Annotated in this window: 11 protein-coding genes; 7 read left to right on the top strand and 4 right to left on the bottom strand. The window is 55.0% G+C overall.

What is annotated here, in order from left to right:
- Nucleotides 1-91 precede the first annotated feature (91 nt).
- From ABEA92_RS12220 to ABEA92_RS12245, 6 genes are all read left to right on the top strand, one after another.
- The gene (locus tag ABEA92_RS12220) at nucleotides 92-1,312 is read left to right on the top strand and encodes a DUF1573 domain-containing protein (RefSeq protein ID WP_345684112.1); all 1,221 of its coding nucleotides are present in this window, start codon (nucleotides 92-94) and stop codon (nucleotides 1,310-1,312) included.
- Nucleotides 1,313-1,781: 469 nt separating this feature from the next.
- Nucleotides 1,782-3,197 (top strand): tRNA (N6-isopentenyl adenosine(37)-C2)-methylthiotransferase MiaB, encoded by a 1,416-nt coding sequence (gene miaB / locus ABEA92_RS12225; protein WP_345684113.1) that lies wholly within the window; start codon nucleotides 1,782-1,784, stop codon nucleotides 3,195-3,197.
- Between the two features lie 130 nt (nucleotides 3,198-3,327).
- A complete protein-coding gene (locus ABEA92_RS12230) occupies nucleotides 3,328-4,524 on the top strand; it encodes a M16 family metallopeptidase (RefSeq protein WP_345684114.1) in 1,197 nt (398 codons plus the stop codon).
- A 56-nt stretch (nucleotides 4,525-4,580) separates the two neighbouring features.
- Nucleotides 4,581-5,831: a M16 family metallopeptidase gene (locus ABEA92_RS12235; protein ID WP_345684115.1), complete on the top strand. Its 1,251-nt coding sequence runs from the start codon at nucleotides 4,581-4,583 to the stop codon at nucleotides 5,829-5,831.
- A gap of 332 nt (nucleotides 5,832-6,163) precedes the next feature.
- On the top strand, nucleotides 6,164-8,176 hold the full coding sequence (locus ABEA92_RS12240; protein WP_345684116.1) for a hypothetical protein: 2,013 nt from the start codon (nucleotides 6,164-6,166) through the stop codon (nucleotides 8,174-8,176).
- A 404-nt stretch (nucleotides 8,177-8,580) separates the two neighbouring features.
- Complete coding sequence (locus ABEA92_RS12245; protein WP_345684117.1) at nucleotides 8,581-11,997, top strand: hypothetical protein; 3,417 nt, start codon at nucleotides 8,581-8,583, stop codon at nucleotides 11,995-11,997.
- 20 nt (nucleotides 11,998-12,017) lie between these two features.
- Here ABEA92_RS12245 and ABEA92_RS12250 read toward each other — a convergent pair whose 3' ends face one another.
- Nucleotides 12,018-13,214 carry an amidohydrolase family protein gene (locus tag ABEA92_RS12250; protein ID WP_345684118.1) on the bottom strand — a complete coding sequence of 399 codons (1,197 nt, stop codon included), beginning with the start codon at nucleotides 13,212-13,214 and terminating at the stop codon, nucleotides 12,018-12,020.
- On the opposite strand from ABEA92_RS12250, the gene ABEA92_RS12255 reads away from it, so the two are divergent.
- Nucleotides 13,213-13,830 carry a DNA-3-methyladenine glycosylase gene (locus ABEA92_RS12255; RefSeq protein ID WP_345684119.1) on the top strand — a complete coding sequence of 206 codons (618 nt, stop codon included), beginning with the start codon at nucleotides 13,213-13,215 and terminating at the stop codon, nucleotides 13,828-13,830. The two genes, ABEA92_RS12250 and ABEA92_RS12255, sit on opposite strands and share 2 nt — an antisense overlap.
- 3 nt (nucleotides 13,831-13,833) lie before the next feature.
- On the opposite strand, the gene pncA is transcribed toward ABEA92_RS12255, so the two are convergent.
- The 3 genes from pncA to ABEA92_RS12270 are packed head-to-tail and all read right to left on the bottom strand — an operon-like array spanning nucleotide 13,834 to nucleotide 16,648.
- The gene (pncA, locus tag ABEA92_RS12260; RefSeq protein WP_345684120.1) at nucleotides 13,834-14,463 is read right to left on the bottom strand and encodes a bifunctional nicotinamidase/pyrazinamidase; all 630 of its coding nucleotides are present in this window, start codon (nucleotides 14,461-14,463) and stop codon (nucleotides 13,834-13,836) included.
- Nucleotides 14,453-15,142 (bottom strand): NUDIX hydrolase, encoded by a 690-nt coding sequence (locus tag ABEA92_RS12265; RefSeq protein ID WP_345684121.1) that lies wholly within the window; start codon nucleotides 15,140-15,142, stop codon nucleotides 14,453-14,455. The genes pncA and ABEA92_RS12265 overlap by 11 nt, the downstream gene beginning before the upstream one ends.
- 24 nt (nucleotides 15,143-15,166) lie before the next feature.
- Entirely contained in the window at nucleotides 15,167-16,648 is a 1,482-nt protein-coding gene (locus ABEA92_RS12270; protein ID WP_345684122.1) for a nicotinate phosphoribosyltransferase, read from the bottom strand.
- Nucleotides 16,649-16,834: the final 186 nt, after the last annotated feature.

Genomic DNA, 16,834 nt, shown 5'->3' on the forward strand with positions numbered 1-16,834 from the left:
CACAAACGACGGGGATGAGTGATGGTGAATCGCCAGACCTCATCCCCGTTCTTTCATAAACACGATTGATTTTGACGACGGAACTTTTCCCATGCTTTTACTCCGCGCAACAGGCCTTCGCATCGCAGTTGGCTTCTTGGCTCTGACGGTCGTTTTTGGTCTTGCCATCGCACTAGGTTCGGTGACCAAGTACAAACCGTACGGCGTACCGGATCATCGTCGTGCCGAGTATGACGCGATCCTGGCAAAGCTTGGCGCCGAAGCCAAGGCGATTGCCAAAGCGGAGAAGAGCAAGAGCCCGATCGCAAAAATTGAGCAAACGGAATTCGACTTTGGCTTGCTTGATCCTGGAACCAACGGAGCCAAACACGATTTCGTCATTCACAACGACGGACAAGATGAACTGCTGTTGACCGCGGCAGGCAGCAGTTGCAAATGCACGGTTGCCAAGATCGAAGACCGCATTGTTCCGCCCGGCGAATCACGCCCGGTCACGTTGATCTGGAACGTCGGCGAGGACGTCAGCGACCAATACGAACAGGTCGCCATCATTGAAACCAACGACCCACGAAAACCAACCATCGAATTGACCGTCCGTGGCAAGGTGCGATCCACATGGGCCGTCAACTCCGACACGCTCATTCATCTGAAAGGCAGCGTCGACAAACCGATCGAAGCTTCGTGCGTGTTGTACAGCCAAGTCTTTGATGACTTTGTCATTCTGGAAACCGAAACATCCAGCGGAGCGATCGAGGTTGCTAGCGAACCACTCGAGCCGCTTGATCTGCGTTCGCTGCAAGGACGTTGCGGTTACAAGCTGAATGTGAAATACCGTTCGCCCACCGACCGCATGGGGGCGTTCCAAGAGAACATTCGGGTCTGTGTGCTCGACACCAAGACAACGCAAACGGAGTGGATCGATCTGCCCGTCCAAGGAACGATCGGCAAACCGCTAATCTTTCACGGCCCGGAGCTTGATGCACAGGGACTCGACTTGGGCACAGTCGAAGTCGGCGATCCGAAAGAATGGTCCTTCTTTGTCCGTTTTCGTACGGAAACCGAGGTGACCGAAGCGATCGTCACGGATATGGCCCCGGCTGGATTGACCGCGGTCCTTGAACGCGTCAAACGGGTCAAAAACACGTTTCGCGTGACGATCAAGTTGGCCGAGGATGCCAAGCCGCACCGGTTCTATTTTGATCGCCAAGGCTATATCGAAATCGCGAACAAGGCGAATCCCGAGCAGAGCGACTGGATGCCCCTTTCGGGACAGATCATCACGCCCGCCGCCAAGGGCTTGGTGGGCCGCTAATTTTCGGCCGCAAATCGTAGCGAAAGTCGACAAGAGTTGCGGGCCTCCTTCACGTCCCGACCGAGACTCTTCGCGAGTTTCGCCACCGGAAACGCTTGTCCTGACCGTTCCTTGCTGGGGCGGAATCGTGGCCTTGATCGCTCGCCCGAGCCTAATTTCACTCGCGATCCCCCGGTTTTTCACTGCGAAACCGGCAATTTCGGCGTTGCAAGGGGCACAGGACCGCCGAAGATGCCTACCGCACACGATGGACATGCGGGTATCTTATTGGCATGTTCGCAGAAATGAGCCAGATAAGCATATCGCCACCCACTGTGTTGTGGCTCGTGTTTTCGTTAATCGCGGCAATGCTATTATTTTCGGGGCTCCATCGTCGACGCTCTCGACTGACCGACGCCCTGCGATCCTTCGTGCAGCGTACTCAAAACGCCGGCAGCAAAACCGAAAAAGAGAAATCAAAAAAGAAGACATGAGCAAAGTTTTTATCCACACCGTTGGCTGTCAAATGAATGTGCTTGACAGCGAGATGGTCATCGCCGATTTGAAGCGACACGGCTACACCGTCGTGGATTCGCCGCTGGAAGCCGATTGCGTGCTGTACAACACCTGCAGTGTCCGCGAGCATGCCGAGGACAAAATCTACAGTGCACTGGGCAAAATCCGTGCTGCCAAAGAAAACGCCCCCAGCAAAATGATCGGGGTGATGGGCTGCATGGCGCAAAAGGACCAAGAGACGATTTTCAAACGAGCTCCCTACGTCGACATGGTTGTCGGCCCAGGACAACTGCACACCATCCCTGAGCTGTTGCAGCGAATTGGTCGTGGCGAAGGCCGCCAGCTGGCCGTTTCTCTATCGCGGACCGAGGGATCGCAAGCGACGATCGCGCGAAGCCATGAAACCTTTGACCCGCTGCGTGATCCGACAATGCGGCCGACGCCGTTTCAGGCTTACTTGCGAATTCAAATTGGCTGTGACAAGTTTTGCACGTACTGTGTTGTGCCCAACACGCGGGGGCCCGAACAAGGACGACCACCGGCACAAATCTTGTCCGAAGCACGCACGCTAGCCGAACAAGGATGTCGCGAGATCACGCTACTCGGACAAACGGTCAACAGTTACCGCTATCGTGATGGCGATCACACCACCGACATGTCTTCGCTGCTCGAACAACTGCACGAAGTCGATGGAATCGATCGCATCAAATTTGTCACGAACTATCCCAAAGATATGACCGAACGGTTGCTGACCACGGTGCGTGATCTACCGAAATGTTCGCCCTACTTGCACGTCCCCGCGCAGAGCGGTTCCGATGCGGTGCTGAAGCGAATGAAGCGTGGCTACACGATCGCCGACTACATGGAGATGTTCGAACGGATTGAACGGATTTTGCCCGAAGCCGCCGTCAGCAGCGATTTCATCGTGGGGTTCTGTGGCGAAACCGAAGAAGACTTTCAAAAATCGGTTGCTTTGATTGAGCGTTGCCGATTCAAGAATAGTTTTATCTTCCAATACAGTGTGCGACCGGGAACACAGGCTTCCAAACGGCTCGAAGACGACGTTCCTCACGAGGTCAAAGTACGCCGAAACAACGAGTTGTTGGCGGTCCAAGATGCGATCGCCAAGGAAGACAACCAAAAATTGGTGGGCAGCGTGGTCGAAGTGTTGGTGGAAGGCCCGAGCAAGAAGGCGGCGAAGTCGGATCCCGATGCAAATGTCGTGCAGATGGTCGGCCGCACGCCGTGCGACCGCATCGTCGTGTTCGATGGCAATCGTCGCCAAGCAGGCCAATTCATGAAGATCGCGATCGATGACGCACTTGTTCACACGTTGATTGGTCGAGTACAAACGGTTGATGTCGTTTCGATCGACCTGGCCCGAAGCTAGCACCGAAGCGAGATGCCTGGGCAGCGATGCCCGAAACTCACTTTGATCTGAAACTCACTTTGAAGAGATTGCCCTGAATACGCTGCCTTCCTCGACCGATTCCATCCATATTGAAAAACTTGACAATGGGATGGCGATCCTTGTTCAATCCATGCCATGGCTGCGAACCGCAGCGTTTTCGTTGTCGTTGCGAGCCGGTGTGAACGCCGAAGCCGATGACGATGCTGGACTTGCATCGATGGTTTGCGAGATGGTCCAGCGTGGTGCGGGAAACTACAGCAGCCGTGACCTGGTCGCGATCCAAGACAATCTGGGGATGGATCGATCCTCGGGCGTTTCGACTTCGGCCGTGTCCTACGGCGGATCGATGCCCGCCGACTCACTGCAGGCCGCACTGGAACTGTATGCCGACATCGTGCGTCGCCCGCACTTGCCCGCCGATCAGCTTGACGATGCCAAGTCGATGGCCATGCAAGAACTGCGAGCGATCGAAGACGAACCGACCCAGCGGGTGATGATCCGGCTGCGTGAAATGCAGTACGGCAAACGACTTGGCCGCAACAACCACGGCACGCAAACCAGTTTGGCCAAAATCACACCGGACCATATTCGCGAGTTCTATACATCGCATTATCACGCCAGCGGCGCGATCCTTGCCGTGGCGGGCAACCTGGATATCGATGAAGTCGTTGGCTGGGCCAAACAGAATTTCGGCGACTGGAAATCAGGCCCAATCGCCACCGCAGCGAAGTTCGAAGGTACTGCCGGCCAAGAACATATCGATTCCCCATCGAGCCAAACGCACATTGGTTTTTCCTTTGACGGAATCCCCTTTGGCCACGCCGACTACTTCAAACTTCGTGCGGCGATCGGGATCCTCAGCGACGGCATGAGCAGTCGTTTGTTTGATCGCGTCCGAGAACAACGAGGGCTTTGCTACACGATCACCGCTGGCTGCCATTCGCTCGAGCAGTTGGGGGCCGTGTTTGGTTATGCCGGAACCACACCGGAACGAGCTCAGCAAACCTTGGATGTCACGCTAGGCGAATTCAAAAAGTTCACCGCAGACCTCCGCGATGATGAACTCGAACGATGGAAAGTCCGCATCCAAAGCAACTTGATCATGGAACAGGAATCCAGTGCGTCGCGGGCCTCGTCGATCGCTTCGGACTACTTCCAACTTGGCCGCGTGCTAAGCACGTCGGAACTGGAACAGATCATCGAGTCGTTGACGCTTGACGAGGTCAAATCCTATTGGTTGGACCATCCGCCGGGCAACTACCGAATCGTAACGCTCGGGCCTAAAAAGCTTGCTGCCCCTGAATAATTGCTGGCCGCCGCTTGCCGCTCCTTCCCACCGTATTCTCAAAGCTCAAATTCAATATGGCGCAGTTCCGACACCATACGCTTGCCAACGGTCTCCGCATTGCCGCAGAGATCGACAACCGCTGTTATTCCGCAGCAATGGGCTATTTTGTTCGCGCAGGATCTCGCAACGAAACGGATATCGAATCGGGGTTAAGCCATTTCCTGGAACACATGATGTTCAAGGGAACCGCGAAGCGATCGGCTGCCGATGTGAATCGCGAACTCGACGAGCTCGGCGGACAAAGCAATGCCTACACGACCGAAGAGCAAACGGTGTATTACGCCACCGTGCTGCCGAAGTTTCAAGACCGGATCGTCGAACTGCTGACCGACATGCTCAGCCCGACACTCGATCCGCGCGAATTTGAAACCGAACGTCAAGTGATTTTGGAAGAGATCGCCAAGTACGAAGACCAACCGCCGTTTGGCGCCTTTGAACGCGCGATGGAGCGTCACTTTGGCCCACGCGGACTCGGACGACGTGTGCTGGGGACCGCCGAGTCGATTGAAACGATGCGTGTCGAAACGATGCGTGACTATTTCAATCGCCGCTATCGAGGCGAAAACATTGTGCTGGCCGCGACGGGCAATGTCGACTTTGATGCCTTGGTAGATGCGGTCGAACATCAGACCCGCCAATGGGCCGATCGTCCTTGCCCGCCGGAACCCCAGGCGGACGACCCGCAGTCGCTGCCCGATGGCATTTCGATGGATGCGGAACTTGATATCTCTGACGCCGCTCAAGCTTACTTCGTCCAGATGAGCCCCGGCCCAAGCATGACCAGCCAGGACCGTTACGCTGCCCGCATCCTGGCGTCGATCGTCGGTGACGAAGGAGGCAGCCGATTGTTCTGGGACCTGATCGATACCGGACGCGCCGAAGCCGCCACCGTGTGGCCGCAGGAATTCACCGATTGCGGCGCGTGGTTCGCCTACTTGGTTTGCGAACCCGCCGCGATGCAGGGCAACCGCAAATGGATGGCCGACGTGCTTCGCCGCACCGCTGAACAAGGCGTCACGAGCGAAGAACTCGAGCAAGCTGTGAACAAGGCCACCGCCGCCTGTATCATGCAGAGCGAACGGCCCAGCAACCGGCTCTCCAGCGTCGGTAGCCGCTGGTTGATTTGCGAAGAGTATGCCAGCACCGATGATCTGCTCGAACGATTCAAAAAAGTGGACCAGCAGGCGGTCGCGAATGCGGCTAAAAAATACCTTTGCCAAGAAACAACCGATGTGTTGGCAACGGCCAGCGAGGCGGCGGTGTAGGTCACGCTGCACTGATTCCACAACCCGACGCGTCCGTTTTGAAGTTGCGCGTTTTTCACAACCCGAAGCGTCAGCGAGGGAATCTCGATCTTGACATGGTCCCGCGCTGACGCGGCGGGTTAGGATAAAAAAAACGCAGTTCCAATTGGAACTGCGTTTTTGAGAATGACGATTGTCGAAGAAAAATGAAAAAGCAAATCGGCGAAGTGAGCGGAATAAATCAGTAGCCAGAGCAATCGCTCGTTACGGCGTCTCACCTGAATAAAAACCCGATTGTTTCGACGTGGGTACGAATTTAGTTCATTTTGGTTCGTTAGAAAAGAGCACTTTCCTTGAATTTTTCTGAAACGAACGATGTCCCAGCGTTGCTGAGGATCAGTCCACGGTTGGCGGTCCTGCCCATCATCCACGGCAGCGGCCAATTTGCCCTGACGGTTCGCCGTTGGTTTCTCGAGTATTCGTTTGACTGTTTGGCGGTTCCGCTGCCGGAATCATTCCGCGAACCGGTCGAAGCCGGCGTGCTCGATCTTCCTCGTGCGTCGATTGTCCTGCAACCTCCGAAACCGAATTTCGCCGCCAGCGAATTTCGTTCGGAATGGGCCCAAAGTCCTTGGAACGAAAAGGATTCCGATGCCTCGGACCCTGAGGACGAGGATCCCGAAACGCCTCCGACTAGCTACGTGCCGATCGACCCTTGCCAACCGGTGATCATGGCGATCCGCGCGGCGATGGGAGAACACCTTCCGCGGGCCTACGTGGACCTGGAAACCGATCCGTTTTGCCCTTATTCCACCGTGATGCCGGACCCCTTTGCGGTGCGGCATGTGGCACCCGAAATTTTTGCCGCTGCGTTGCTGCCCAGCATCGCTCGCCCGCCGGACCACCAAACCCGCAGCCGGATCGTGCACATGGCGATGCGGCTTCGCGATTTGGAAACCCGTCACGAACGCACACTGTTTGTCTGCAGCGTGCTGCATTGGCCATGGATTCGCGAAGCGTACAACCAATTAGCGCCATCGACACAGCAGAGTTCGCGTAACGAAATGTCGGCGAAGATTAGTTTGCCCGAACATGACGTCGTGCAGCCGGCTGAACGCTTCGCCGTAAAGGACCGGACGCTAATGTTCTTGTACGGCGAGTTGCCCTTCATCACGGGGCTGTACGAACGGGCACGATCCGAACTGGAAAACGATGACAACATCCAGATCGACGGCGTCAAGGAATTACTGATCGCAGCTCGCGACAGCTATCGTCAAGAACTTGGCAATCGCGCTCGCCGGGTGACCCCGCTGTTGCTATCGAAGTGTTTGCAGTACATCCGCAACCTGTCGCTGATCCATCGGCGGATGACCCCCGATTTAGTCACGATCGTGACGGCTGCAAAACAGATCCTCGGAGACCAGTTCGCGCTGCACGTCGCCGAACTGGCCAACACCTATCAGCACGGGAAACAGGAACCGTCCATCGAGCAAAGCCAAGCCGAATCGCTGCCCGAAGTTACACTGGGGATTGACCAGGTTCGTTTGCCCGACGGCGAAACCCATTCGCTGGTCAGCCGATTGCCGGGCCCGCCGCTAACGTGGCAAACCATTCAACTGCAACGCCGTGCGACCAAGTATGAGAAAGAGCGTTGGAAATACAAATGGAACCCATACAGCCACTGTAGCTATCCACCCGAAGACGCTCGCATCGAAAACTTCCGCACTCGTGTGTTTGACCGTGCGCAAGCGATCATCGGTAACGATCTTGCCAAGACCGAGAAATTCACCACCAGCGTCAAAGATGGTATCGACATTCGTGACACGCTACGTCATTGGTACGAACGACAAATCTATGTCAAAGTGGTGCCGCCAAGTCGTGGCGTACTCGATGCCTGTGTGATGCTGTTCGATTCACCCGCCGACCCACGAAAGTACCCGTGGCGCACCACCTGGTTCGCCGAACACAACGAAGAATCAACACTCGCGTTGTTTGCGACCCATTACCAAGAAGAAATGGTTGGCCCGGGAATCGGACTTAGCATCTACGGCGGTGCACTGTTCTTGTATCCCCCGGTCGTCATCCCCGACGTCTGGGTCGACCCTCGCGTCGACTACGCCGAAACGCTCGAAGAACGTCTGATTGCTGCGGCTTGCTTGCATTCACGTGGACGTGAGATTGCGTTGCTATCGCCGCTGCCACCTGGATCGGGTTGGCAACGCTTGGCGAGACGTCATCACAAACGTTTGGTCCATGTCCCGTTGAGCTCGTTCAGTGACGAACAAGTCCAACAACTGCGAATGGTCCACGTGCTGAATGGCAGCGAAATTCGCAGTTTCGCCGCCGATTTCATTCGCCGCGTCTAAATCGACGATTTCCAGAGGCATCCCGTCTCTCCTTTTGGGATGGGAGTGTCGCCGATCTTCCCGTCCGGAAACACAGTGACCGCCAAAACGGAACCATCGCATTGCTCGACGGGCAAAACGCGACATGCTAGCAATCAGGGCGTCGGCCCGCAGGGAGCGGTACATTCGCTGTGACGACCGCGGTCTCACAGATCTTCCGAGGGCCCCGCTCACGTCCGAGTGACCGCTCGCAGAACACGAAACCGCCTCGCTGGCTGAAATTCCTCGAAATTAAGGTCGACAGGGGGGCTAGCTTCCTGATAAAGCCAATGGAGCTGGACGTTCGCATGTGACAACTCGTCACCGCGTATCAGCGTCAACCGTATTCGTTGACTTTATGTTTGCCATTCCATTTGGAATCGAAGATGACCGAGTTGTTTGGGCTACCGGCTGCTTATTCCATGCTTGCGTTTCTGCTCGCCGGACTCTTAGTAGGACACTTGTTGTGGTATCGCGATAGCGCCTCGGAACGCAAACGTCTGCGTGAGACCGAAGATCGCTATCTAAAATCACGCGAGGTGGTTCGCCAACACAAGCAACACGTCGCCGAACTCGAGTCACAGCTCAACGCCAAGTCAAGCGAACTGGATAACCGATCGTCTGAACACGAAAAGTTGACCGACCGTAACGCCGAGCTTCAAAAATTGTTGGACAACGCGCGGAGTGAATCCAGCGAAGCTGCGGCAGCCCGAGCCGAGGCAACCACACGTTTGGACGAAGAGGTCAGTCGCAACGAATTGCTTGTTTCGCAGCTTCAAGAAGTGCTGCAAACCCGCACGGCCCTGGACGCTGAAATTCAGCAGACGCGTCAAGAAAACGAGACACGCGGCCAACAGATCCAAGACCTACAACAAACCAATACGCAGCTCAACGACGAGCTGGTTCAATTGCGAGCGGAACTGCTCAAGCGGCAAAGTGAAATCGTCGAGACCACCGACCAAACGGTGACCGATTTGCGTCAGCAGCTCGAGTCCGCCCAAGCAAATTATCAGCAGGCTACCGAATCGAATCAGAATCTCGAGCAAGAACTGCTCGCTCGCGTCGCAGAAATTCAGCAACGTGATGCCGAGATCGCGGAACTAACCGCACAACAAGCTGCGGCGAGCGAACAAACCCAAGCCCAACAAGAACGTCTCAGCCAACTCGAAGAGGAAATCAAGAGTAAACAAACGTGGCTGGACCAAATGAGCGACGAGATCGAATCCCTGTTGCCATTGCGAGCTGAACTCGCGGACACCGCAGTGGCATTGGCCGAACGAAAAATGGCCTACGACCAGCTGGTCAAACAGAACGACGCCCAAGCCGAAACGATCGACCAGCTCACCGCTCAAAACAGCGATTCGGGTAACCGCTACGAGTCGTTGCAGCAACAACTGAGCGACAAGGAAACCGAGATCACGACGTTGACGGCGAAACACGATCAACTCGCCGAGGACTATCGCCAGCAAGCCGAAGCCATGGCCACGCTGACCGCCGAGAAGCAAGAGTCAGACGATCGTCTCGCCTCACTGCAACTTGAACTTGGTGACAAAACGAATGAATTGACCGCGTTGATGGACCAACACCAACGGTTGACCGAAGAAAATCAACGACAAACGGAAACCATCTGCAACTTGACCGCGAAACACAGCGACGCGGGCGATCGCTACGACTCGCTCCAGCAACAAATCAGCCAGAAGGAAGCTGAGATCGCCGGGTTGATCGACACGCAGCAACAACTAGCCGAAGAGAACCAGCAGCATCTCGAAACCATTGCCACGCTGACCACGGTGCACAGCGAAACTGTGGACCAAGCCGAATCGCTACAGCAGCAGATCAGCCAGAAGGAGGCCGAGATCGCTGGATTGATCGACACGCAACAACAGCTTGCCGAAGAGAACCAGCAACATCTTGAAACCATTGCCTCGCTGACCACGCAGCACAGCGAAACCGCGGACCAAGCTGAATCACTACAGCAACAGATCAGCCAGAAGGAAGCTGAGATCGCTGGATTGATCGACACACAACAACAGCTTGCCGAAGAGAACCAGCAACATCTCGAAACCATTGCCTCGTTGACCACGCAGCACAGCGAAACCGCGGACCAAGCTGAATCGCTACAGCAGCAGATCAGCCAGAAGGAGGCTGAGATCGCCGGGTTGATCGACACGCAACAACAGCTAGCCGAAGAGAACCAACAACACCTTGAAACCATTGCCACGCTGAACGCACAGCACAACGGCACGGGCGAGGACACGCAACTGCTGCAACAACAGCTCGACGAAAAAGACAACGCGATTGCCGAAGCGATCGCCTACCAAGAACAGCTGCAACAATCACTGCAGGCCAAGATTGCCGAAATCGCTCGACTCGAAGACGAGATGAGCGAACTCGCACCGCTGCAGAGCGTCGTCGCAGGCAAACAGAGCGAACTTGTTCAACTGCAACAACGGCTATCGAGCACCCTGATCGACCTCGAGCGTCAAACCGAAACGCTGCAAAGCCAAGAAAACGAAATCAGCCAACTTCAACAGCAACTGCTCGCCGCGGGCACGGCGACGGAAGAGCTCGAGCAAACCCAATCCGAACTGACGCAAACCAAGGCGGAACTGGAACAATCCGCGACGGCACTTGCAGAAACGCAAACCGTACTGAGTCAACGTCAACAAGAACTGGAACAAACTCATTCGCAACTCTCAGAAACCGTGCAGTTGTTGAACGAATTGAAATCCGAAAAAGAACAGAGCGGAATCGAGATTCAGCAATTGGCCAGCGAACTCAGCCAGACTCAGGCTCGGTTAAGTAGTAGCCAAGACGAATTGGATCAAACGAAATCGAAGTTGATTGAAACCACACTGCGGCTGGACGAATTGAAGTCGGAACGGGAACACCACGTTGCCGAGATCCAACAGCTCAACGCGATCCGAGAACAAACGGCCGCGATGTTAGAGCAGGCCAACGCCAAGTCAAACCAAAGCAAGACGCTGCTCGAGCAGCACAAGTCACAGCTTGATCAGGCGAAGGTCCAAATCGAACAATCCTCGGACCGAATCAAACGGCTCGCCGACGAGAACAGCCAACTGCGTGGTTCGATTCGACCACGCCAGGCTGAATTCGAGCAGATGCAGTCTCAGTTTGCTGACCTGCAGCGATCAGCTGAAGAATTGGTTTTTGCGAAGCAAACCATCGTGGAGCTTCAGCATGAAATCGCGGCGTTTGAAAAAACGAAGCACGAACTTGTGCAGCAAAGCGAACGTTGGCAACAAGAGGCCGAGACGTCCGCTTCGATTCGCGAGAAACTGCAAATCACCCAAGGACAACTCGAAGAACTTCGCCGCGTCAATGAAGAACGCCGTGAAGAGATCGCCGCTCAAAGCGACCAACTCGATTCGCTAAAGAGCCAACTGAAGGACTTCAGCCAACTGCGACATCAATTCGAAGATGTACAGCAGCAGCTTGATGAAACGCGGGAACAGCGAAGCGAAATCCAAGTGACGATCGACAAGCAACAAACGACGATCCAAGAACTGCAAGATCAACTTGAACAATCCGAGCAGCTTCGCCCCGAAAACGATGCATTGCAAACCCAGATCACGGACCTGCGTGAACATCTCAGCCGAGTGACGGCGGAACTCGAAGACAGTCTCGATGCGAATGCCAAGGCGAGCACTCGAATTCGCGATCTCGAAGGCGAGCTACACGAGCATGCTGAAAAGATTCGCGAACTGCGACGTGCACGCGTTGCGGCGACCGAAATCCAGCGGCCGATGAACGCCGACGACGATGTCAAACGAGCGGCATGATCCAGTGGCGAACGCCCCCATCAAAGCCCGGGCTGTAGCGGTTGCTCAGCCATGTCTCGGTACACACCCTGCAACGTATTGGCCGTGGTAGGAATCAGATTGAACTGAGGCAACGAACCGGGCTGCAATCGTCCCTGTTTTGACCTGCCCATTGCATTGGCTCCATTGATGGTCCCCATACCGAGCACCTTTTCGGGATCGATGTCGGGACGATGCTTTAGCAAAAACTGAACCTCTCGCCAAAGATTCAAATCAGGATTACTGGCTCGCGAATCGGTTCCTAGGGCGACGCGAATCCCGCGGGCCAACATCTCGCCGACCGGATGCGGCTTGTATCGGAAAAAGTGATGCGTCCGCGGACAATAGACAACACTTAGCGATGGATGCTTGGCGATTTGCTCGATTTCGCTTGGCTGAAAATCGTTGCCATGCACGAGCAAACCATGCGGCACCTTGGCCAGCAGATCGATCAACCAACGAAACGGTTGATCGTCCCATGGGAACAGCGATGCATCCCAAACTCCCAATTGCCGAAGCGTCTCGGCAAACGGTCCTGACCCGCCACAGAGCAACTCTCGTTCGGCAGGCGATTCGGCAACATGCATCGCCAATGGACGTTGACTTTCACACGCCAATTGGACACATCGCTGGATCAGCGGTCGAGAGGTCGAATAGGGTGCATGCGGACTGATTGCACCACGGGGCTGGGTTTGAACATGATGCTCGGTGAGCTCAAACCGCTCGTTGCCGCGTTGTGTTGACAACCCGATCGTCTCGGCGAACGTGACGAGTTCTGGGAAAGGGGCTTGTTGCTGAGAACCATCCGGTATCGGGTATTCGCTCGGAAGCGTGGCGATTTCGCCGACAAGCCCGACTCCGGATTCGGACGATTCTTTCAAGCCTTTGATAATGGCGTAAGCTTTTGCTGCAACCGTGGTGGATTGACGCGCGGCGATGACTTTGCCGACCCATTGGTACAGTTCTATGCCGGGTTCGCCAATCGGAGTCTCGCAATCCGAAAATTCGAGGTGCGTGTGGGCGTTGACCAATTTCGGCAGCAACGCGACATCGCCGAGATCCTCGGCATCCGCAGGCGGCGGTCCCTGTCCCACCTCGACGATCTGTTGACGATCCATGCGAACCCATCCACCATGAATAGGCGGATGCGAAATGGGAAAGATCCAACGTGCTGCGAAGGCACGCGTGTTAGCTGTCATGAAAAAATTGCCACTTCAAAAAAACCGTTTAACTCGCGAATTTTATGCGAGGCCGACTGAAATCGTCGCTCGAGAATTGCTTGGCAAATGCCTAATGCGACGTACGAATCAGCAATGGGTCGGTGGGATCATTGTGGAAACGGAAGCCTATTTAGCCGACAGCGATGCTGCCAGCCATAGTGCACGCGGGAAGACCCGAAGCAACGCGTCGATGTTTTCGGCCGCCGGCACATTGTACGTTTATCCCATTCATGCGAAATACTGTATGAATGCCGTCACCGAAAGCTCCGGTCGTGGCAGTGCGGTATTGATCCGCGCGATCCAACCTGTGTGGGGAATCGAACAAATGCAAAGCAACCGTCAAACGCAAGACCTGAAACGTTTGACTCGCGGCCCCGCGATGCTTTGCCAGGCGATTGCGGTGGACCGCAGTGATGATGGCATCGACTTGACGACCGACCGAAACATCTTGATTGCCCCCCCGAGAACTCCATCGCCTGCGGCCGACATCCATGCCACGCCACGCATTGGGATCAGCAAGGCGATCGACGAGCGTTTGCGTTTCTTCTATCGCGGCAACCCTTTCGTCAGTGGGCCCAAGCGAGATCATCTGTGATGCCTAAGAAAAGATTTCATTACTGTGGATGATTTGCACGCCCGCCGCCTGCATTTGATCGATCGCTTCATCCACCTGAATCGGATCTTGACTGACGCTACGGCATCCATCGATCAGCAGGAACGTCTCAAAATTTAGCATCACGGCATCCAGCGCCGTGAACTTGACGCAATAGTCGGTCGCCAACCCCATGACAAACAGACGCTCGATTTGATGTTCACGAAGATAGTCATGGAGTCCGGTGGCGTGTTTGTGACCATTGTCAAAGAACCCGCTATAGGAATCCATCGCAGCGTCAGTCCCTTTTCGAAAAATGGCAACGTCACAGCGGATCTCCAGTGCATCGGCGAACGCCGCACCCTCGGATAGCTGAATACAGTGATCGGGCCACAACACTTGATCGACATCGCCTACTTTCACGACATCACCGACGTGACGTCCTGGATGATTACTGACGAAGCTCGAGTGGTTCGGGGGATGCCAATCCTGGGTCACGATCACGTTGTCGAATTCAGGCACACATCGATTAGCCACCGGAATCACCTCGTCACCCTTGGCGACCGCCAAGGCACCTCCCGGCAAAAAGTCGTTTTGAATATCGACAAGGATCAACGCTTCACGCTTAGATCTCAAAATGGAACCCTTCCTTTAGACGCTGCTGATACTTGCGACGGTTGAATCGATACAAGCGAGCCGCGCGGTGTGATACGTTCTGCTCGAACTCGTCAAGCTCTTCTAACACATCCATGTTTAGCATCTTTTTGCGAAAGTTTCGCTTGTCGATCTCACGATCCAAAATGATTTCATAAAGCCGCTGCAAATCTCGCAGGGGAAATTTACGCGGCAGCAATTCGAATCCAATCGGCTGGTACTGCACTTTGCTACGAATTCGATCATGCGCCATGGCTAAAATCTGCTGATGATCAAATCCTAATTCGGGCAGCGAATCGACCGCAAACCAATCGGCATCGGCTGCGTCGTCCGCATGTTGGGGGCGATAATCCGCTTGCCGAACCAGCGCCATGTAGGCTACCGAGACGACACGTCCGCGGGGATCCCGATCGACGCTGCCAAACGTATACAACTGCTCGATGAATAGATTCTTGATTCCCGTTTCCTCCTGCAGTTCACGACGAGCGGCATCGTCAAGCGCTTCGTCCATGTCAACAAAACCGCCCGGAATCGCCCATTGCCCTTGAAACGGAGGATTTGCACGCTGGATCAACAACACATTCAACGAGCAATCGCTCAGCCCAAAGACCACGCAATCCACCGTCAATGCGGGACGTGGATGTTCGTAGGTGTACGACATACAAGATCTCTTCGTAAAAAAACCCTACCCATGAAACGGCGATGCCGTCGCAATCAGTCTGCGTTTTGTTTCAAATAACTGCACATCCAATCCGGTTGGATAGACCGCCGGCTCAACCAATTGACGCACGTCATCGGAAAACATGGCCAACTGTTTCTTTGTTCGCTGGCGAATCTGATGAATCGTTGGCCATTGGCCCACTCGGCTACCACCACGAAGCACAGGAACCAGCAAGTCTTCGCTTTGCCAATCCCCTTCGAATTCATCTTCGTCAAAAAGATGCATCTCGTCGCTGCCGATTGGCACCATGCGAGGCGAGGTTGCTGTTCCATCACGGATGTCGTAGATAACGTCGGCGACGGCTTGATCCGCGTTGCGATATCGCCGCACTTGCTGGATCCCTGGATTCGATGTCTTGACCGACTGCTCGGACAACTTCACACGGTCGTGCCATTGCCCATCCGAATCGACGATCGCAGATAATTTATAGACGCCGCCCAGTGCAGGCTGCTCATAGCCGGTGACCAGTCGCGTGCCGACGCCCCAAATATCGATCTTAGCTCCATCACGTTTTAGCCGTTGGATTTGGTGTTCATCCAAATCGTTGCTGGCCACAATCTTGGCATCCGGCAATCCCGCGGCGTCTAACATCGCACGCGTTCTTTGGCTCAGCGCGACCATGTCGCCCGAATCCAATCGCACCCCAATCATTTCATGTCCCTGCTTTCGCAATTCCATCGCCACCAAAATGGCATTGGCGACTCCGTGCACCGTGTCATAGGTGTCGACAAGAAAGATGCAATTGTTCGGCATGACGCTCGCGTAGGCCGCGAATGCCTCGTGTTCTCCGTCGAAGGACATGACCCAGCTGTGAGCATGAGTTCCTTTGACGGGAATGTCGTAACACTTTCCCGCCAACACGTTGCTAGTCGCATGACATCCACCGATATACGCCGCACGCGAAGCGGTCATCGCACCGTCGTTCCCTTGCGCTCGACGAAGCCCGAACTCGAGCACCGTATCGTCGCCAGCCGCCTGACACACCCGTGCGGCACGCGTGGCGATCAAGGTCGGGAAATTGATGCAGTTCAACAGCAACGTTTCGAGAATCTGGCATTGCAAAATCGAACCCTGAACTCGCAGCAGCGGTTCATTCGCAAAGACCACGGTCCCCTCAGGCACCGCGTCAATGTCGCAGCTCAACCGCAGTTCGCTCAAATAGCGAAGAAACGGTTCCGCAAAGAGTGGCTGATGATCATTGCCACGAAGCGTCTTGAGATATGCGATGTCATCGGCAGTGAAACGAAACTCGTCGAGCGTTTCCATCAGCGGCCCCAATCCCGCCATGATCGCGTAGCCACCGCTAAACGGATGAGAGCGAAAGAACAAATGGAAAACCGCGTTGCGTTCGTGCCGCTGTGTCTTCCAATAGCCATACGCCATCGTCAGTTGATAAAGATCCGTCAGCAGTGCTAACGATCCGTCACCGCGAAAGGTTTCGCCCATGCTCTTATCTCAGTTAGTGTTCGCAATACACTAAGAATAGACGTTGGAAGGTCCTTGCGGGTTCACGATTCTCAGCAGTCGCCTAAGAAGTGAACCTTTTTTCTAGCCTTGAGCATCCTGGTGACGTCGCGGCGGCCACCTCGCAAAACGACGATTTCCCCGAGGATGAGGCGTGTTTCCCGTCGC

The sequence above is a fragment of the Novipirellula caenicola genome (genome assembly GCF_039545035.1).
Taxonomy (GTDB): domain Bacteria; phylum Planctomycetota; class Planctomycetia; order Pirellulales; family Pirellulaceae; genus Novipirellula; species Novipirellula caenicola.

Bases quoted from the DNA above. Each gene is read 5' to 3' on its own strand.
- ABEA92_RS12220 (WP_345684112.1), top strand. From the start codon at position 92: ATGCTTTTACTCCGCGCAACAGGCCTTCGCATCGCAGTTGGCTTCTTG.
- miaB (WP_345684113.1), top strand. From the start codon at position 1,782: ATGAGCAAAGTTTTTATCCACACCGTTGGCTGTCAAATGAATGTGCTT.
- ABEA92_RS12230 (WP_345684114.1), top strand. From the start codon at position 3,328: ATGGCGATCCTTGTTCAATCCATGCCATGGCTGCGAACCGCAGCGTTT.
- ABEA92_RS12235 (WP_345684115.1), top strand. From the start codon at position 4,581: ATGGCGCAGTTCCGACACCATACGCTTGCCAACGGTCTCCGCATTGCC.
- ABEA92_RS12245 (WP_345684117.1), top strand. From the start codon at position 8,581: ATGACCGAGTTGTTTGGGCTACCGGCTGCTTATTCCATGCTTGCGTTT.
- ABEA92_RS12255 (WP_345684119.1), top strand. From the start codon at position 13,213: ATGAAAAAATTGCCACTTCAAAAAAACCGTTTAACTCGCGAATTTTAT.
- ABEA92_RS12250 (WP_345684118.1), bottom strand. From the start codon at position 13,214: ATGACAGCTAACACGCGTGCCTTCGCAGCACGTTGGATCTTTCCCATT.
- ABEA92_RS12265 (WP_345684121.1), bottom strand. From the start codon at position 15,142: ATGTCGTACACCTACGAACATCCACGTCCCGCATTGACGGTGGATTGC.
- ABEA92_RS12270 (WP_345684122.1), bottom strand. From the start codon at position 16,648: ATGGGCGAAACCTTTCGCGGTGACGGATCGTTAGCACTGCTGACGGAT.